Below are 18165 nucleotides of genomic sequence, written 5' to 3' on the forward strand. Positions count from 1 at the left end.
CAAATGGTAAATAATTTGAAAAATAACATCATTAGAAGCATAATTTTTATTTTGTTCATTTTGTTCACGGTAGTTAATTTGAATTTTTAAAAAGTAAGCTGCTCCTCGTAAGAATGGTAGAATAAGATGAAAATAGTGAAGTGTGAAATAGGGAGTAGATGTTATATGAAAACGAGAATTGAAGAGATTTATAGCTCTTATGAAGGAAAAGTAGAGGAGATTTTTATTAATGAATCTTCTTACGTATATGAATGGGAAAAATTACTGATGATCCGAAAAAATGACGGTGAGCTAAAAAAAATTGCAGTCGGGATTAGTGGAAATATAAGATTGGTAAATGTAGAAGTTGGACAGGAAATTAGTGCGGATACATTATTAGTTAAGTTAGAAGATGATTTGTTAATTACAGGCTGCGAGTGATGAGAGATGTGTAGAAATAACTACACATCTTTTTTTGTTTCCTATATTACAAAAAGCACATTGTTTTTTCACAAATCTCACACAACCTTTTGGTATTCTTTTCGTGAAGTATACGGTTTCTAGGGAGGAATATTGATGAAAGTAAAATATGTTGTACTTGCTATATGTTTATGTTTCATATTTACAGTAGTCGGGTGTGGGAAAAAGGAAACAGCAGCTGTTGCCATTGATGAGAAACATGATAAATGTGATATTTGTCAAATTGGGGTAACAGATAATCAATTTGCAACAGAAATTATTTTAGAAAATGGAAAAGCGTTAAAGTTTGATGATATCGGTTGTATGTATAAATGGATGGAGATCAACTCAGATGAAAAGACGAAAGAGAAATTTGTTCGAGATTATGATTCGAAAGATTGGATTTCGTTAGAAGACGCTACTTACGTATATGATAAAACAATAACGACACCGATGGCTTATAATGTCATTTCATTTAAAAATAAAAAAGATGCAGAGAGCTTTGTATCTAACTATAAGGGGAAAGTTCTTTCGTATAAAGAGCTAGCAGAGCATAAATGGGAAATGAATAAAGAGATGATGGGGAAACCGAAAGCAGGAAATCATGGTGGACATCATTAATAATAGAAAAAGACAACTATATAGTTGTCTTTTTCTATTATTACTCAGGTGCAAATATAGAAAAGGTGTAAAATTTTTAGAAGAACGGTTACAATGGAATATAGTAACCTAAAGCAATCATTTATCCCGCATTAACGGGCAGTAAGATCCCCACCTCAAAATTTAGTGAAAGCAAAGAATTTAGGTGGAGATCAACTGCCCGTAAAAGCCCGATTGGTGTGGGCTAATAATTAGTGGTGGATGAACAAAACCCCCACTAATTAAAGTTTCACTTTATGTACTTTTTAGAAATGTATACAAATGCGGTAAAAACGTGCTAAACTAATTGCTTCATAATGTTAATGATGGGGCCATCAGGCGTATCATTTCAATAGGTTGAGAAACATAGTATAAGCTTAAGATAATCTGATTAAAGAAGGAATCTAAAGGGCTTATGGATAAATGTACTCAAGAAGAGTTATTGTATGTGATGGAGGAATGGTTAAGAAAACATTATCTTTCATAGGAGCTGTAGTTGTGAGAAAACAAAAAATTTTATTATGTATTTTATTAGGACTTTTAATGACGGTAGTGGCTTGCGATAAGCAAGAAGAACCAGAATCGAAACCGGTTCATGTGAAAAATGAAAAGAAAAAAGAGAAGCATAAAGAACAGGAAGAATCTAAAGAAGAGAAAAGTATAAATTTAATGGACAAACAGTTGTTACTTTCAGCTACTCTTGGAGACACAGAGACAGCTATGAAGTTGATTCAGGATGGAGCGAATATAAACGTAGAAGGTGACAACGGAGAAACGCCTGTCCTTGCAGCGACGTACCAAAATCATGTAGAGACAGTTAAAGCATTAATTGGTGCAGGTGCTAATATTGAAATTAAAGATGAGAAAAAAAGTAATCCACTTCTTTATGCAAGTAGAGAAGGATATACGGATATTGTAAAAGTATTAATTAATGCAGGAGTTAATACGAAAGAAACGACTAAGTCAGGTGGAACAGCACTTATTTCTGCATCTGAGCGTGGCCATGTAGAGGTTGTTAAAGAATTATTAGAGCATACAGATATTGATGTGAATTATAAAAATGAACGTGGTGGAACAGCGCTATTAGAAGCAATTGTATTAGGAAATGGTAGTGAAAACCATAAGAAAGTAATTCAATTGCTTATTGATCACGGTGCAGATGTAAATATGGCTAACAAGGAACATCTGACGCCACTGCAATACGCTGAAAAAAGAGGTTTTAAAGATATTGTAAATATGTTGAGGGTAGCTGGAGCAAATGAAGTAGTACAGCCACAACAACCAGTAGAGTAAAAAACGAAAAATAATCCCATTTAGATAGACAGAATGAAGAAATCAGTTAGTATGATGGATTCAGTAATGTGTATTTGAATGGGATTTTTGTTTTGAACATGAAAAATAGATTATGAATGGATGGTATATGGAGTAAATAAGGAGGATAAAAATGAGGCTCTCAGAACTTGATTTAATAGTAATTCAGGTAGAGGTTTTGTTTGTTCATAATCAAGTCGGAAAAATGAAATATGTAAATGAACAAGGAAATCCGAAAGCACCACGTTTTTTTCTTGGCAGAACTCGTGAAGGGAGTATAACGAGATATCATTGTAATGTGGATGATGAAACGGTAAGTAAGATTGAGAAGTTAATTCAAGAACCTTCAAAGCATATAGAGATAGCAAAGATTATTAATGTATTAAATGAAGAAAGAACAGTGAAAAATATTTGGATGGGTCCTGCTTTCATGTTTCATAGTAATTTACATAAGCCGACTAGAACAATACAAATAACTGAGAAGAATAGAGAGCTTTTGCGAGAAAATTTTCCTAATCTAATAGAACAGATGGAATGGAGGAAACCTTATTTTGCAATTGTAAAAAATGAAAAGGTAGTTTCTGTTTGTTGCAGTGCCAGAAGTACGCCCGTAGCTGCTGAGGCAAGTGTGGAAACTTTAGCGGAGTTTCAAGGGAACGGATATGGTACTGATGTTGTTACAGCCTGGGCGATATCATTACAAGAAGAAAAACGCATTCCACTTTATAGTACTTCTTGGGATAATTATGCTTCACAAGCAGTTGCGAGAAAACTAAAACTAATTAACTATGGAATGAATTTACATATTGATTGAATTTTAAGTATTGTTTCGTTCTATTTGTTTATATTTTAATATCTAGATTAATGTAAATAGTGATATAGTGAATATTAACATTCGGTTAACACCTAATTAACAATCTATCAAAACTGACTTAATAAATGCGTAATATAGTAAAGGTAACAAAATAACTAGGGTAGAGAACATTTGAGAACACCCACTTACATATAATGTGCCACTTTCTTAGGTGTGCTCTATTCTCTAGAGTTCAAATAAGGAGAAAGGCGTTCTATGTAAGTAGGTGTTTTTAGTTTGGATAAAAATAGAACAGTTAGGTGGAATGAATGTTTAAAGAATCTTATATTGCGATGATAAAGGATTGGAAAGGATACAAAGCATACAAAAAATTGCCGAAAACAGTTTTTCTTATGACTGGTTCAATGCTGGAATTACCAGAGCGTGTATATGAATTGCAGAAACATGGACATGATGTATTTCTTCATTGTGATTTTATACAAGGCTTAAATACGAATACAGAGGAAGCACTTTTGTATATTGAAGATGTTATCGGGGCACAAGGTATTATTTCAACAAAGGGTTCGACAATTCGAAATGCTAATAAAATTGGATTGAAAACAATTCAACGTATTTTTATTGTAGATACTTTATCCCTTACTAAATCAATTGAAAATTGTAAAACGACTAAACCAAATGCAGTAGAGATTATGCCGGGGATTATGCCTTCTATAATTAAACAGCTAGCAGAGGAAATAGAGTTTCCTATTATTGCAGGCGGGCTGATTCAAACGCGAGAAGATGCGGAAATTGCAATTCGTGCAGGAGCAAGTGCGATTTCAACAAGTCATTATGAAGTATGGATACATGAAGAAAAAAGGAGTGCAACCTTGTGATTGAATTGAAAAATGTTTCAAAGGTATATAAAAATGCAGAAGAGACAGCGGTTAAAGGCGTATCGGTTCATATTAAGAAGGGCGAATTTTTTGTTTTAGTTGGACCTTCGGGATGCGGGAAAAGCACATTATTACGAATGATCGCTGGCTTAGAAGAGATTTCTTCGGGAGATTTAATTATTAATGAACGTGTTGCAAATGATCTAGAGCCGAAAGACCGTAATCTATCAATGGTATTTCAAAATTATGCATTATATCCACACTTATCTGTAGAAGAAAATATTTTATTTGGACTTAAGGTAAGAAAAGTACAAAAAGAAGAGCGACAAAAGCGATTAATGGAAGCTATTGAAATAGTAGGACTGAAAGAGTATGTGAAAATGAAACCAGGCCAATTATCAGGCGGACAAAGACAGCGTGTTGCGCTTGCTAGGGCGATCGTGAGTCAAGCACCAATCTGTTTAATGGATGAACCACTTTCGAATTTAGATGCGAAATTACGTGCGCAAATGAGAATTGAAATTAGAGAAATTCAGCAGCGATTAGGAATTACGATGATTTACGTTACCCACGATCAAATAGAAGCGATGACTATGGGAGATCGTATTATGGTTTTAAATAAAGGAAGTATACAGCAAGTTGGAACACCACTTGACATATATAACGAACCAGCAAACGAATTTGTTGCAAGCTTTATAGGTTCTCCTTCTATGAATATAAATGATGGAGAAGTGGATAAAGAAAAAGGTGTATTACATATAGGGAAATTGCAAATTCCATTATCTATTGGACAGTTAAAGCAATTACCAGAAGGAATAATTCGTATAGGCATGCGTCCTGAGCATATTGCACTGTCTGAGGAAGGACAAGAAGTGACGCTGCAATCTGTAGAAGTATTAGGGAATGAATCTATATTAAACTTTGCGGTAAATGGAACAATTTGGAGTGCGAAAGTCATCGGACAGTTACTCTTGAACAAAGGTGACAAAGTAAAATTATTATTCTCGCAAGAAAAGTTATGCTTCTTTAACGAAAACACGAATGAACGCTTAAAAGTGGTAGCTGAAGAAGAGTTGAAAGTGGTGGCGAAATAATGATCGAAGTAAGTAAGTTACCAGTTCAAACAAAGGTGTCAAAAAAGAAAAAATTATGGGAGAGAACGAAAGATTTAAGAATAGGATTATTGTTTTTGGCGCCATCTATTTTGCTATTTTCGATTTTTCTGTTCTATCCATTGTTTAGGACGATTTACTATAGTTTTTATTTAACCGATATACATGGAGAAGCTAATCTTTTCGTTGGCTTAGAAAATTATCAATATTTATTCTCTGATCCAGCCTTCTACAAAAGTATAAAATCAACTTTACTATTTGTTTTATATACAGTGCCTACGAGTATTATATTTGCTTTGTTTCTTGCATTGATTGCAAATGGAAAGGTAAGAGGTATTGGGTTATTCCGAGTTCTGTTTTCTTCGACGATGGGAATATCAGTAGCTGCTAGTGCAGTGATTTGGCTATTTTTATTTCATCCAAGTGTAGGATTATTTAATAATATATTAGCCGCTATGAATCTTCCTGCAATCGCATGGTTAACGAGTCCGGACTGGGCACTATTCTCTGTATCAGTTACAACAGTTTGGGTGAATACAGGGTTTGCATTTTTAGTTATATTAGGTGGTTTACAAAATATCGATACGTCTTTATATGAGAGTGCATCTATAGATGGTGCTAGTTATTTATATAAGCTTCGCCGTGTTACATTACCGATGCTATCGCCAACTTTATTCTTTATTGTAACCGTAACGTTAATTAGTGCGTTCCAAAGTTTTGGACAAATTGATATTTTAACGCACGGTGGACCGAATGATGCAACGAATTTGATTGTGTACTCGATTTACAAAGAGGCGTTTGTGAATCATCAATTTGGAACAGCAAGTGCACAAGCGATGGTATTATTTGTTTTCATTTTCGTTGCTACATTACTTCAATTTAAGTTTGCTGAGAGAAAGGTGCATTATAAATGATTGTTAAACAGTGGAAACAAAATTTCCTATTATACATGCTGCTCATTATTAGTGCAGTAATGGTATTTTTTCCTGTACTGTATGCATTTTTAATAAGTTTTATGACACCAGACGATATTCAAATGAGAAGGTTATTTCCGACCCAGTTTACTTTTGATAATTTCATTAATATTTTTCAAAAAGTACCACTTTTTACATACTTATATAACAGTTTAATTGTATCGACAGTCGTTATGATTGGACAACTTATCGTATCAAGTTTAGCAGCTTATGCTTTTGTTTTTCTTCAGTTTAAAGGGAGAAACTTAATTTTCTTCCTGTTTATTTCAACGATGCTGATTCCGTGGGAAGCAACGATGGTGCCTAACTTTTTAACGATTCAAAACTTTGGCTGGATCAATAGTTTCGCCGGGATGACAGTGCCGTTTTTTGCAACAGCTTTCGGTATTTTCTTGTTACGTCAACATTTTATGACACTTCCGAATGAACTAAAAGAAGCTGCGTTTATTGAAGGGATTGGAAATGTAAGGTTTTTATTCAGCGTTGTAATTCCGTATTGTAAAACGAGTTTTATTACGCTTGGAGTATATAGCTTTTTAACAACATGGAATATGTATTTATGGCCACTTTTAGTGACCACTGATGAAAAAGTAAGAACAGTGCAAATCGGTGTGAAGCAGCTTCAGTCTCAAGAAGTTGCAACTGATTGGGGAAGCGTAATGGCCGGTGTTACGGTTATCGTTATTCCAACATTGATTTTACTATTTTTAGGGCAAAAGCAATTACAACAAGGATTAACAAAAGGTGCAATTAAATAATTAAGAGAAGGTGAGATTTAAATGAATCTAGTAAAAAAAGGTGCTGCTCTATTAATGGTAGCAACAATGGCATTATCTAGTGTCGCTTGTTCAAATAGTAAAACAGAGGGAAAACCTGAAGCACAGGCAAAAGTAGCACCAGTTGAAAAAAATGGTGATAAAACAGTAATTCGCTTCTGGCATGCGATGGGTGGAAAAACACAAGGAGTACTAGAGGGTCTTGTTGCAGACTATAATAAGTCGCAAAATAAATACGAGATAAAGGCAGAGTTCCAAGGGACATATGAAGAGTCTTTAACGAAATTTAGAACGATGTCTGCAACGAAAGAAGCGCCAGCTCTTGTTCAATCGAGTGAAATTACAACGAAATATATGATTGATAGCAAAAAAATCACACCAATTGATAGCTGGATAAAAAAAGATAAGTACGATACGTCAAAATTAGAAAAAGCAATTACAAATTATTATTCAGTTGATGGAAAAATGTATTCTATGCCATTTAATTCATCTACACCAGTATTAATTTATAATAAAGATGCTTTCGCAAAGGCGGGCTTAGATCCAGAGAAAGCTCCAAAAACATATGCGGAATTACAAGAAGCAGCGAAAAAGTTAACGATTAAAGAAGGCGGAAATGTAAAACAATATGGATTCTCCATGCTTAACTATGGTTGGTTCTTTGAAGAGTTGTTAGCGACACAAGGTGCTTTATATGTAAATAACGAAAACGGCCGTAAAGATGCTGCAAAGAAGGCGGTATTTAACGGTAAAGAAGGACAGAAAGTATTTGGAATGTTAGATGATTTAAATAAAGCTGGCGCACTTGGAAAGTATGGAGCAAGTTGGGATGATATTCGTGCTGCGTTCCAGTCTGGACAAGTTGCTATGTATTTAGATTCTTCAGCAGGTGTTCGTGATTTAATTGATGCATCTAAGTTTAATGTAGGTGTTTCATATATTCCATATCCAGAGGATTCGAAACAAAATGGTGTTGTCATTGGAGGCGCATCATTATGGATGACGAATATGGTTTCAGAAGAAACGCAACAAGGTGCTTGGGACTTTATGAAATATTTAACGAAGCCAGACGTACAAGCGAAATGGCATACGGCAACAGGCTATTTCTCAATTAATCCAGATGCATATAATGAGCCGTTAGTAAAAGAGCAATATGAAAAATATCCACAGTTGAAAGTAACGGTAGATCAACTGCAAGCGACCAAGCAATCTCCAGCAACACAAGGTGCTTTAATTAGTGTATTCCCAGAATCACGAGATGCAGTTGTAAAAGCATTGGAAGCAATGTATGACGGAAAGAATAGTAAAGAGGCGTTAGATGAAGCTGCCAAAGCAACAGATAGAGCAATTAGCATTTCAGCTCGTACGAGTCAAAAATAAGAGAAAGCCGTATCCTTAAAAGGGATACGGCTTTCTTTATAGGGAGATAAGGGATCAAAGAAATGATGAAGTCTTATCTCTTTTATATGAGTAAAGGGTCTAGAGTGAATGTTGTCCTTTTCATTATTTATTCAACTCCATTGCGACTTGTTTACCATTTACGAAAACCTCTACTATCGCTACTACAACTTCCATTACTTTTTTCATCTCTCATCTCTCCTTGTTTTTTGTTTCATTTCTTACTCTCAGTATAAGGAGATACAGTAATTACAACTATCGAATTGGATGACAAGAGACTTACATTGTTGTAAGGATAATAGTTTAGTTTGTAATAAAGTGAAACTTTAATCAATGGGGCTTTTCTTCATCCCCCAATGATTATTAGCCCTCACCAATCGGGCTTTTACGGGCAGCCCTACCCCCACCTAACTTCTTTGCTTCTGCTGAATTTTGAGGTGGGGGTCTTACTGCCCGTTAATGCGAGATAAATTTAATTCAAGGTTAAGATTCGGAATTTTCCGTTGTTTTGAACTATAATTAGAAAGAGGGGGGATAATATGAAAAGAATTCTTGTTATTAGTGATATTCATGGAGAAATAGAAAAGTTCGAACAGTTGTTGAAAGAAGCTCAATATGATGCGAAACAGGATCAATTAATCTTACTGGGAGATTATGTAGATCGTGGTCCAAATGCGCGTGCTGTAATTGAAAAGGTAAAAGAATTGAAAGAAGAGGGAGCTCTCATTTTAAAAGGAAATCATGAAGATATGATGATTAAGGCGTTAACGACAAATGAGGAACGTTCATGGAACCATTGGGTAAAAAGAAATGGTGGAGATAAGACATTATATAGTTATGGATTTCTAGAAGAAGATATTGTGGTTAATGAGAAAGACTTCCAAAAACCGATTTTACAATCTTCTGTATTAGAGGAACATATAAAGTTTATTCAAGAATTAGATCATTACATTGAAACAGAAGAGTATATATTTGTACATGCTGGGGTTGAGCCGATGAAACGAGTTTCTGAATCTGAACCATATACGTTAATGTGGATCCGTAATGAATTTCATAATGGATATAGCGGTGAAAAGGTTGTTGTATTTGGGCATACGGAAACAAAAACGCTTCATAGTAGTGAGGATTGCGGAGTGTATTTTGGTAGTAATCGTATTATTGGAATTGATGGCGGGGCTGTGTATGGTGGTCAGCTAAATTGTTTGGAGTTGCCAAGTAAAAAGGTATATGTAATAAAAAATTGAAAGAGATAAGAGGAATCTTATTTCTTTCAATTTTTTATTAAGGTAAATTTAAGACAAAGTTTTTATAATAAAATTTCAAAATTTTAGAAGGAAATAGTTGAAAATGAAATTACGTAATATAACTACATTCTTTTGTTATGAAGAGAAGAAATGTAATAATAAATAGAATTGAACTATTTGATGGAAGGTGAGAGCATGCGCTTACTTGTAGTAGAAGATAATACTTCGTTATTAGAGTCTATCGTACAAATTTTGCGTGATGAATTTGAAGTAGATACGGCAATAAATGGAGAAGATGGATTGTTTTTAGCGCTTCAAAATATATATGATGCAATTTTGTTGGATGTGATGATGCCAGGGATGGACGGATTTGAAGTGATTCAAAAAATACGTGATGAAAAGATTGAAACACCAGTCCTGTTTTTGACAGCGAGAGATTCTTTAGAAGATCGGGTGAAGGGATTGGACTTTGGTGGAGATGACTATATCGTTAAGCCATTTCAGGCCCCTGAATTAAAAGCGAGAATTCGCGCTTTACTACGCAGAAGTGGTAGTTTAACAACGCAGCAAACGATTCGCTATAAAGGGATTGAATTGTTCGGAAAAGATAAAGACGTTCAAGTAGATGGACAAGGTATTAAGTTGACATTGAAACAATATGAGCTACTAGAGTATCTCATTCAAAATAGCGGGAAGATTTTAATGCGTGAACAAATTTTTGATCGTGTTTGGGGATTTGATTCAGATACGACAGTAGCAATTGTAGAAGTGTATGTGCATCATTTACGTAAAAAATTAGAGCCATTCGGTTATCAGAAAGATATTCAAACCGTTCGAGGTATTGGATATATATTAAAAGAACAATGAAAAAAGGAAGTATGTTTCAAAAGACACGCATTCGTTTGACTATAGTGAATTCATTAGTATTTATCCTATTAATAGGTATATTAGGCAGTATTATTTATTCATACACATATAAGCGTATTTATAATGAAGTGGATCAATCTATAAAAATGATGGCTCAGTATAGAGAAAAATTAGATGTTAAAATACCACCAAGAAAACGCATAGAGAATATCCAGATTGGAGATCCGCGAGTAACTAGAATAACTTGGAATGGGAAAATAGTGAAAATAGAGGGCGATAACCGTAAATTCCGTTCTATTTTTGAAGAGAATTTGGAAAAGTTTTCTCCAAAAAAATTAGGGGAGTTACAAGATATTGAAGTACAAGGACGATATTTTAGAGCATTTTCGCTTCAAAAAGATGGAGAAATAGTTCAAATCGTGCGAGATATAACAGCGGAAGAAAGAATGTTAAATACTTTATTTTTAATCCTCGTTATAGGTTGTAGCATAGGAAGCCTCTGTGCGATAGGTATCGGCTTTTTCCTAGCTGGCAGAGCACTTGTACCTATTCAAAATTCATGGGAGAAACAGCAGCAATTCGTTTCTGATGCATCACATGAACTAAGGACACCACTTGCAGTTATTCAATCAAAAACGGATGTGTTATTCCAATCACCATCCGCTACGATAGAAGAAAAAGCGATGGATATTTCTACAATTTCAAAAGAATGTAGGCGGTTATCGAAACTCGTTAGTAATTTATTATTGCTAGCACGTTCTGATTCTAATCAAATTGAGATGGATAAGAAAACATTTGAACTTGATAAATTGTTAGAAGAAATAGTAGCTCCATATAAAGAGATTGCTTCTTATCAGGAAAAAGAAATGATACTAAAAGTAGAACGTGGTGTATCTTTTATGGGGGATAGAGAGCGGATTCATCAAATGATGGTCATACTGTTAGATAATGCGATGAAGTATACAAACGAAGGTGGGCATATTCAAATAGATTGTACGCAAACGAGTAGTTCAATTCGTATACAGGTGAAGGATGACGGGATAGGAGTGAAAGAAGAAGATATTCCGAAATTATTTGATCGTTTTTATCAAGGGGATAAAGCAAGAAGTACGTCAGAAGGAGCTGGATTAGGTCTTTCAATCGCAAATTGGATTGTAGAAAAGCATTATGGAAAAATATCAGTAGAGAGCAGATGGGGAAATGGCACTTGTTTTGAAGTGATTTTTCCTAAAAATCAAAAAATATAAGTAAGAAGACGATCTTGTTTTTACAAGGTCGTCTTTTTTTAAGGGAAAGTTAAGAAACTATTTATATTATGTATGGCATAAAGAACGTTCGTTACATGAAGAAGAGACTAGGTGTATGTGAGTGGATTTTATCAATCATAATGTTATCTCAAGCAGCGATGAGATGTATGTATAGTATTAAAAAAATTATGGGAATGCTGAAAAAGAAAGTGTAAGAGGGAGGAATTAATTTTGAAAAAGAAAATGATGACGGTATTCACTATTGGAGTAATGAGTTTAAGCATATTAGGGGGTGCCTCTCCTTCTGAAACACAAAAAGGAAAGACAGATTACACGCAGCGCAGTAAAGAACAATTGAACAATGGTAAGATACATGCAGTGCATACAGAAGAAAAAGCAGAGGAACTAGGTATTGAAACGGAAGGAAAAGAACAAATTACATTAGAAAAAGAAATTCATGAAACAGAAGTAGGAAGGGAAGCAGAGCAGTTAGGTATTTCGATTGAAGGAAAAGATGTTGGGATGCTGTCAGAAGAAATCTATGAAACAAAAGTAAAGCAAGAAGCGTTAAAGCTAGGTATATCTATAGAGAATACATCAATTGTAGATTTAATTACTCAAATTAATACGATTAAAATTAAAGATGAAGCAGATAAATTAGGCATTTCTACAGATGGAAAAGAAATTGAAGACATCGCGGAAGAAATCTACGGAACGAAAGTAAGAGAAGAAGCAGGAAAGTTAGACATTTCTCAAAAAGGAAAAGAAATTGAAGAGTTAGCACAAGAAGTGTACGAACAAAAAGTACAGGAAGAAGCAAAAAAATATCATATTGATTTGTACGGTAAAGATATATATCAAATATTAAAAGAAATTAATGAACAAAAGGTGCTACAAATGGCAGATGAGCTTAATATGGATAAAATGAATATGAATATTCAAGAGTTAGCGGAAAAGATAAAAAAAGATCAGCCTGAAAAAGGAAAAGAACTAAATTTTGTACCGATGATTAGAACGGATGCTGACGCATTTTATTCTTATTTAACGAATTAATAAGGGCGTGAAAGTGATAAGAAAATTGAAGTGGTATATATGTACAGCTTTACTAGGTGCAGCAATATGGAGTGTATATACAAATGGAATTCCAAAGTATGTAGAGAAGTTTACATTCTCAAATATACAAAGAGGAAAAGAAACGGAGTTTAGTAATAACGATGAAAAAGTCATCTTATCAAATGTTCCATTAATTCAGCAGTTACCAGAATTGGATAGAGGCTGTGAAGTGACAAGTTTAGCAATGATGTTACAATACGCTGGTGTTTCAGTGGATAAGATGACATTAGCAAATGAAATAAAAAAAGTTGATTTTATAGACGATGGTGTGCGCGGGAATCCAAATGAAGGATTTGTAGGTAATATTTATACATTCTCTGAATCAGGATATGGTGTATATCATGGGCCACTTTTTCAGTTAGCAGAAAAATATTTACCTAATAAAGCTGTAGACTTAACTGGGAAGAATATAGAAGAGATTTATAAGAGTGTAAAAGCAGGGAAACCGGTAGTCATGATTACGAATGCAACATTTGCACCATTAGATGAAGATGAATTTACTACATGGGAAACAAATAGTGGAGATGTTTCTATTACGTATAATGAACATTGTATTGTACTTATTGGGTATGATCAGGAATCTATATATATTCGAGATCCACTTGAGGATAGCTTAGATGTAAAAGTACCGAGAGAAAGCTTTGAACAGGCATGGGTGCAAATGGGGAGTCAGGCAATTAGTTATGTAAAGAGCTCCAAATAAATTAGGATGAAGAGTTTTAGTAAGATGACTATAAGGCGAAGGATAGAGATTGAAGATTATAAGAGAAATTTTTTAGAGTAGAAGCTGTTGAGAAATAAGAGAACTTTAGTATATATAATGCTAAAGTTCTCTTATTTTATGATTAAAATCCTTATTAAGGAGTGAATATGGAAAAATGCATAATTGACGAAAAATTTACATGTTATCATTATATATTGTTTTATGTATGTTAATTGTATAAAATGACACAAGTATCCACATTACATAAAGGAGGCTTATTATGCAAAAAATATTTAACTGGGTTAAATGTATGAGTATCAAGAAAAAATTAATCATTTCATTTTTTATTATTTTAACTATACCAGGAATTATTATCGGTGGTGTTTCATATCAAACTGCCAAAACAAATTTTGAACATCAAATGACAGATAAAGCAAAGGAGAATATTTCAGTTTTAAATACTGTTATTTCTCAAAATATAGAAGAGAAATTTGTTGATGCGACGTATTTTGCAGACATCTTAACAGAGGATACATATCCAAATGGACAAGAAGAGATAGTGAGAACGAAGTTAGCACAATATATAAAGCTTCATCCAGAAGTAGAAGGTATTTATATTGGAACGCAGACGGGAAAGTTTATAAGAGAACCATTTATCCAAATGGCTGATGGGTATAATCCAACAGATAGATCTTGGTATAAAGAAGCACATGAAAATAAAGGGAAAGTAATTGTTACTGCACCATATCAATCAGCATCTACAAAAAATATGGTAGTGACCATTGCGAAAGAAGTAAAAGATGGTAAAGGTGTTATAGGAATTAACTTAAATTTAGATAACATCTTAAAAATTTCCAAAATGATTAACATTGGTGAAAAAGGTTATGCAGTTATTTTAGATCAAAATAAGCAAATTGTTAGTCATCCATCTAGAAAACCAGGTGCGAAAGTTACTGATCCTTGGGTTAAACCAATTTATGAAGATAAACAAGGAAATGTGTCTTATACAGAACAAGATGATAAAAAGAATTTAATCTTTGCAACAAATGAAAAAACCGGCTGGAAAGTAGTTGGAGTTATGTTCGATGAAGAAATTACCCAAGCTGCCAGTCCAGTGTTTTATAAGACTTTAATTGTTATTGCTATCGCTATTGCATTTGGTAGTGTATTAATTTATTTCATTACAAGGTCTATTACAGGGCCATTACGAAAAATAGCTGAATCAGCATATAAAATTAGTAAGGGAGATTTAACAGAGAAAATTACAATCCATTCTAAGGATGACATAGGGAAATTAGGGACTTCATTTAATGAAATGTCTACGTCTTTACAAGATGTTATTACCCAAATTAGCTTTTCAGCAGAACATGTCGCGGCATCGGCTGAGGAGTTAACAGCGAGCGTACAGCAAGCAAATGATGCGACAGATCAAATTACAATTGCAATGGAACAAGTATCAGGTGGGGCTGAATCACAAAGTCAAGGTGTTGAAGAAGGTGCGGCTACATTACAACAAGTAAATACAGCAATTCAAGATGTAACCGGAAGCGCAGAGTCAATTTCTATTTCCTCATTACATGCGAGAGAAAGAGCTGAAGAGGGAGAAGATTTAGTTGAACAAACTGCAAAACAAATGCAGTCTATTTCTAGGTCGGTATCCGAGTCAGATGCTATTATTAAACTTCTTGATGAGAAATCAAAGCAAGTAGGAGCTATTTCTGAAGCAATTCAAAACATAGCTACTCAAACGAACTTATTAGCTTTAAATGCGGCTATTGAAGCAGCAAGAGCAGGTGAACAGGGTCGAGGATTTGCTATTGTAGCAGATGAGGTTAGAAAATTAGCAGAGCAATCAGGAGAGTCATCTGGAGAGATTGCAAATTTAATTGCAGAAATTAAGGCGGATATTGAACATACTGTTAAGGCAATGGATAATGTGAATGGAGAAGTTCAACAAGGCCTTGATGTTGTAACAAAAACGAAAGTAAGTTTTACGGAAATTTTAAGTTCTACTACACATATTGTTTCTCAAGTTAATCAAATGGTAGAAACAACGAAGAGAATTGCTGGAGATGCAAATGAAGTGACAAATGCTATTGATGAAATTGCAGCGGCTGCAGAAGAAAATACAGCTAGTATGCAAAGTGTTGCGGCTTCAACAGAAGAACAGGTTAATTCAATGGAGGAAATTAGTTCAGCTTCGCAAAACTTAGCTGGGATGGCCGAAGAACTACAAGCGATGACTAGTAAATTTAAAGTATAATAACAGCAGATAAGTAAGGTGAAAATAATATCACCTTACTTATTTTTCTATTCAGCAATTAGGGGAGTCATTAACGGGATGAAAAAAAGAAAAAGACTATGGAATTTGTGGAAAACGATTACATTGTTAGTTTGTACAGTTGTAATTTTTTCTTTACTTGTGACAGATATATTAATTAGTCATAATGTAGAACGGGCGACGGAGGATAGCCAAGCAGAGAAAGCAAAAACAATTGCACACATTGTGGCGAATGATTCAATTGTAATCAATGGCTTGGTTGGGAAAGCGGATACTCCTGCAATCCAAACGTATACAAATAGGATATTAAAAAACACAGGTGTTCAATTTATTGTAGTTATGGACATGGATGGAATAAGAAAATCTCATCCAGATCCTCAAAAAATAGGTCGTCATTTCATTGGTGGGGACGAAGGGCCTGCATTGAAAGGAAAAGAACATGTATCGTTAGCAGAAGGAACTTTAGGTATTTCCATGCGAGTGTTTGTACCAATATTTTCTGAAACAGGTGAACAACTTGGAGCAGTGGCCGTTGGTATTTCAGCAGATAATGTAAAAGAGAGAGTTAAGGAAAGTAGACATATCATTTATATTGGTGTCGGAGTTGGAGTATTAGTCGGAATTATAGGAGCAATATTGCTAGCTAGACATATCAAGAAAAGTTTATTCGGTCTTGAGCCGCACAGGATAGCAAAAATTCTTGAAGAAAGAAATACGATGCTACAATCTGTAAAGGAGGGGATCATTGCTGTAGATAAAGAGGCTAGAGTAACGTTAATTAATAATGAAGCAAAACGTCTATTTAAAAAAAGTGGACTTGAAGAAAATTTTATCGGTAAAGATGTTGAGTTGTATATGCCAAATTCACGTATAAAAGAAGTATTGCAAACGGGAGAAGTACAATTAAACGAAGAACAAAATATTTATGGAATTACGATTGTGACGAATCGAGTTCCTTTATATGTAAAAGGAGAAATAGTGGGTGCAATTGCAACATTTCGTGATAAAACAGAGATTAGAAAACTAGCAGAGGAACTAACTGGTATTAGACTATATGCAGAAGCATTACGGGCACAATCTCATGAGTTTATGAATAAGATGCATGTCGTATTAGGGCTTACACATATGAAACAGTATGAAGAATTACAGAAGTATATAAGCGGTATGGTATCAGAGCATCAATATGAATTTGGTGGAGTTATGAAAAGAATAAAAAGTCCAGTATTTGCTGGTTTTTTACTAGGTAAGCTCAGCTATGCTAGAGAGAAAAATATAAAATTAATTATAAGTGAAGATTCTTATATGCCGGAAATAGATGATGAAAGTATTACTCATGAACTTATTACGATTGTCGGAAATTTAATTGATAATGCATTAGAAGCAGTGACGAATTGTGAAAAGAAGCAAGTTGAAATTGAGATACAACATGGGGATATATTAACTATTACAGTACAAGATACGGGAAAAGGTATACAAGAAAAAGAAATAGAGGAATTATTTACGAAAGGTTATTCCACAAAGGGAGATAACCGGGGTTATGGTTTGTATCTTGTAAAAGAAAGTATACAGCGAATAAATGGGGAAATTCATATGCATTCATTAGTAGGAAAGGGAACAACGATAACAATTGAAATACCTAAAGGTAGGGATGAGAGGCAAATATGATTAAAGTTTTAATTGTAGAAGATGACCCGATGGTAGCAATGTTAAATACGCACTATTTAGAGCAAGTAGGAGGGTTTGAACTTGTTCAAGCAGTTAACTCAGTAAAGTCGGCGATAGAAGTATTAGAGACATCACGAGTGGATTTAGTATTACTTGATATTTTTATGCCTGAAGAGACTGGGTTTGAGCTTTTAATGTATATCCGGAACCAAGAAAAAGAAATCGATATAATGATGATTTCAGCTGTACATGATATGGGGAGTATTAAAAAAGCATTACAATATGGAGTTGTAGATTATTTAATTAAACCATTTACATTTGAACGATTTAAAGAGGCATTAACTATATATCGAGAAAAATTTACTTTCATGAAAGAACAACAAAAAATTAGTCAATCGGAATTAGATTCGTTAATTTTACAAAAAGAAAAAAGAGAGCCTACTGTCACTAAAGAGCTTCCGAAAGGGTTAACGAAGCAAACGTTGCAATTAATTTGGCAGAAGATCGAGTCGCTGAATGGAAGAGTGTTTACAACAGATGAAATGGCACAATTAGTTGGAATTTCAAGAGTTTCTATTCGAAAATATGTAATGTTTTTGACTGACATTGGGGTGTTAGAAAACGAAATGATGTACCAACATGTGGGAAGACCTGTAAGTAAATTAAGATGTGTTGATCAAAAGAAAATAGAGTTTTACGTATAAGCGA

Annotated in this window: 17 protein-coding genes; all 17 read left to right on the forward strand. The window is 34.1% G+C overall.

Annotated features, from left to right (window positions below; genetic code table 11):
- Positions 1-165: 165 nt before the first annotated feature.
- The 17 genes from DOS87_RS02970 to DOS87_RS03050 all read left to right on the forward strand — a co-directional run bounded on the left by DOS87_RS02970 (position 166) and on the right by DOS87_RS03050 (position 18161).
- The gene (locus DOS87_RS02970; RefSeq protein ID WP_000857376.1) at positions 166-420 is read left to right on the forward strand and encodes a hypothetical protein; all 255 of its coding nucleotides are present in this window, start codon (positions 166-168) and stop codon (positions 418-420) included.
- 135 nt (positions 421-555) lie between these two features.
- Complete coding sequence (locus tag DOS87_RS02975) at positions 556-1059, forward strand: nitrous oxide reductase accessory protein NosL (protein ID WP_000865661.1); 504 nt, start codon at positions 556-558, stop codon at positions 1057-1059.
- Positions 1060-1500: 441 nt separating this feature from the next.
- Positions 1501-2370 carry an ankyrin repeat domain-containing protein gene (locus DOS87_RS02980; protein WP_000287334.1) on the forward strand — a complete coding sequence of 290 codons (870 nt, stop codon included), beginning with the start codon at positions 1501-1503 and terminating at the stop codon, positions 2368-2370.
- Positions 2371-2521: 151 nt separating this feature from the next.
- Positions 2522-3202: a GNAT family N-acetyltransferase gene (locus DOS87_RS02985; protein WP_001239734.1), complete on the forward strand. Its 681-nt coding sequence runs from the start codon at positions 2522-2524 to the stop codon at positions 3200-3202.
- 308 nt (positions 3203-3510) lie between these two features.
- Positions 3511-4077: a glycerol-3-phosphate responsive antiterminator gene (locus DOS87_RS02990; protein WP_000472047.1), complete on the forward strand. Its 567-nt coding sequence runs from the start codon at positions 3511-3513 to the stop codon at positions 4075-4077.
- Entirely contained in the window at positions 4074-5171 is a 1098-nt protein-coding gene (locus DOS87_RS02995; protein WP_098578097.1) for an ABC transporter ATP-binding protein, read from the forward strand. Before DOS87_RS02990 ends, DOS87_RS02995 begins: the two co-directional genes overlap by 4 nt.
- Positions 5171-6103, forward strand: coding sequence for a carbohydrate ABC transporter permease (locus tag DOS87_RS03000; protein ID WP_097981464.1), 933 nt, complete (start codon positions 5171-5173; stop codon positions 6101-6103). Before DOS87_RS02995 ends, DOS87_RS03000 begins: the two co-directional genes overlap by 1 nt.
- Positions 6100-6921 (forward strand): carbohydrate ABC transporter permease, encoded by an 822-nt coding sequence (locus DOS87_RS03005; protein ID WP_000635948.1) that lies wholly within the window; start codon positions 6100-6102, stop codon positions 6919-6921. The genes DOS87_RS03000 and DOS87_RS03005 overlap by 4 nt, the downstream gene beginning before the upstream one ends.
- Positions 6922-6942: 21 nt before the next feature.
- Positions 6943-8319, forward strand: a complete 1377-nt coding sequence (locus DOS87_RS03010) for an ABC transporter substrate-binding protein (RefSeq protein WP_001055010.1) — start codon at positions 6943-6945, stop codon at positions 8317-8319.
- A gap of 557 nt (positions 8320-8876) precedes the next feature.
- Positions 8877-9581 (forward strand): metallophosphoesterase family protein, encoded by a 705-nt coding sequence (locus tag DOS87_RS03015; protein ID WP_000821983.1) that lies wholly within the window; start codon positions 8877-8879, stop codon positions 9579-9581.
- A 195-nt stretch (positions 9582-9776) separates the two neighbouring features.
- Entirely contained in the window at positions 9777-10448 is a 672-nt protein-coding gene (locus tag DOS87_RS03020) for a response regulator transcription factor (RefSeq protein ID WP_002162940.1), read from the forward strand.
- Positions 10445-11695 (forward strand): sensor histidine kinase, encoded by a 1251-nt coding sequence (locus DOS87_RS03025; protein ID WP_000715828.1) that lies wholly within the window; start codon positions 10445-10447, stop codon positions 11693-11695. The genes DOS87_RS03020 and DOS87_RS03025 overlap by 4 nt, the downstream gene beginning before the upstream one ends.
- A 231-nt stretch (positions 11696-11926) precedes the next feature.
- A complete protein-coding gene (locus tag DOS87_RS03030; protein WP_000728579.1) occupies positions 11927-12748 on the forward strand; it encodes a hypothetical protein in 822 nt (273 codons plus the stop codon).
- A gap of 7 nt (positions 12749-12755) precedes the next feature.
- Complete coding sequence (locus DOS87_RS03035; protein ID WP_098578096.1) at positions 12756-13511, forward strand: C39 family peptidase; 756 nt, start codon at positions 12756-12758, stop codon at positions 13509-13511.
- A gap of 421 nt (positions 13512-13932) precedes the next feature.
- Positions 13933-15774 (forward strand): methyl-accepting chemotaxis protein, encoded by a 1842-nt coding sequence (locus tag DOS87_RS03040; protein ID WP_151616925.1) that lies wholly within the window; start codon positions 13933-13935, stop codon positions 15772-15774.
- A gap of 78 nt (positions 15775-15852) precedes the next feature.
- Positions 15853-17457, forward strand: coding sequence for a sensor histidine kinase (locus DOS87_RS03045; protein ID WP_208730202.1), 1605 nt, complete (start codon positions 15853-15855; stop codon positions 17455-17457).
- Positions 17454-18161 (forward strand): response regulator, encoded by a 708-nt coding sequence (locus DOS87_RS03050; RefSeq protein ID WP_000598691.1) that lies wholly within the window; start codon positions 17454-17456, stop codon positions 18159-18161. The genes DOS87_RS03045 and DOS87_RS03050 overlap by 4 nt, the downstream gene beginning before the upstream one ends.
- Positions 18162-18165 lie beyond the last annotated feature (4 nt).

The organism is Bacillus sp. CR71, assembly GCF_003429245.1.
In the GTDB taxonomy this organism is placed as follows: Bacteria; Bacillota; Bacilli; order Bacillales; family Bacillaceae_G; genus Bacillus_A; species Bacillus_A thuringiensis_S.

Excerpts from the sequence above, each read along its gene's own strand:
- DOS87_RS02970 (WP_000857376.1), top strand. The coding sequence starts at position 166 with ATGAAAACGAGAATTGAAGAGATTTATAGCTCTTATGAAGGAAAAGTA.
- DOS87_RS02975 (WP_000865661.1), top strand. The coding sequence starts at position 556 with ATGAAAGTAAAATATGTTGTACTTGCTATATGTTTATGTTTCATATTT.
- DOS87_RS02980 (WP_000287334.1), top strand. The coding sequence starts at position 1,501 with ATGTACTCAAGAAGAGTTATTGTATGTGATGGAGGAATGGTTAAGAAA.
- DOS87_RS02985 (WP_001239734.1), top strand. The coding sequence starts at position 2,522 with ATGAGGCTCTCAGAACTTGATTTAATAGTAATTCAGGTAGAGGTTTTG.
- DOS87_RS02990 (WP_000472047.1), top strand. The coding sequence starts at position 3,511 with ATGTTTAAAGAATCTTATATTGCGATGATAAAGGATTGGAAAGGATAC.
- DOS87_RS03000 (WP_097981464.1), top strand. The coding sequence starts at position 5,171 with ATGATCGAAGTAAGTAAGTTACCAGTTCAAACAAAGGTGTCAAAAAAG.
- DOS87_RS03005 (WP_000635948.1), top strand. The coding sequence starts at position 6,100 with ATGATTGTTAAACAGTGGAAACAAAATTTCCTATTATACATGCTGCTC.
- DOS87_RS03010 (WP_001055010.1), top strand. The coding sequence starts at position 6,943 with ATGAATCTAGTAAAAAAAGGTGCTGCTCTATTAATGGTAGCAACAATG.
- DOS87_RS03015 (WP_000821983.1), top strand. The coding sequence starts at position 8,877 with ATGAAAAGAATTCTTGTTATTAGTGATATTCATGGAGAAATAGAAAAG.
- DOS87_RS03020 (WP_002162940.1), top strand. The coding sequence starts at position 9,777 with ATGCGCTTACTTGTAGTAGAAGATAATACTTCGTTATTAGAGTCTATC.
- DOS87_RS03025 (WP_000715828.1), top strand. The coding sequence starts at position 10,445 with ATGAAAAAAGGAAGTATGTTTCAAAAGACACGCATTCGTTTGACTATA.
- DOS87_RS03040 (WP_151616925.1), top strand. The coding sequence starts at position 13,933 with ATGACAGATAAAGCAAAGGAGAATATTTCAGTTTTAAATACTGTTATT.
- DOS87_RS03045 (WP_208730202.1), top strand. The coding sequence starts at position 15,853 with ATGAAAAAAAGAAAAAGACTATGGAATTTGTGGAAAACGATTACATTG.
- DOS87_RS03050 (WP_000598691.1), top strand. The coding sequence starts at position 17,454 with ATGATTAAAGTTTTAATTGTAGAAGATGACCCGATGGTAGCAATGTTA.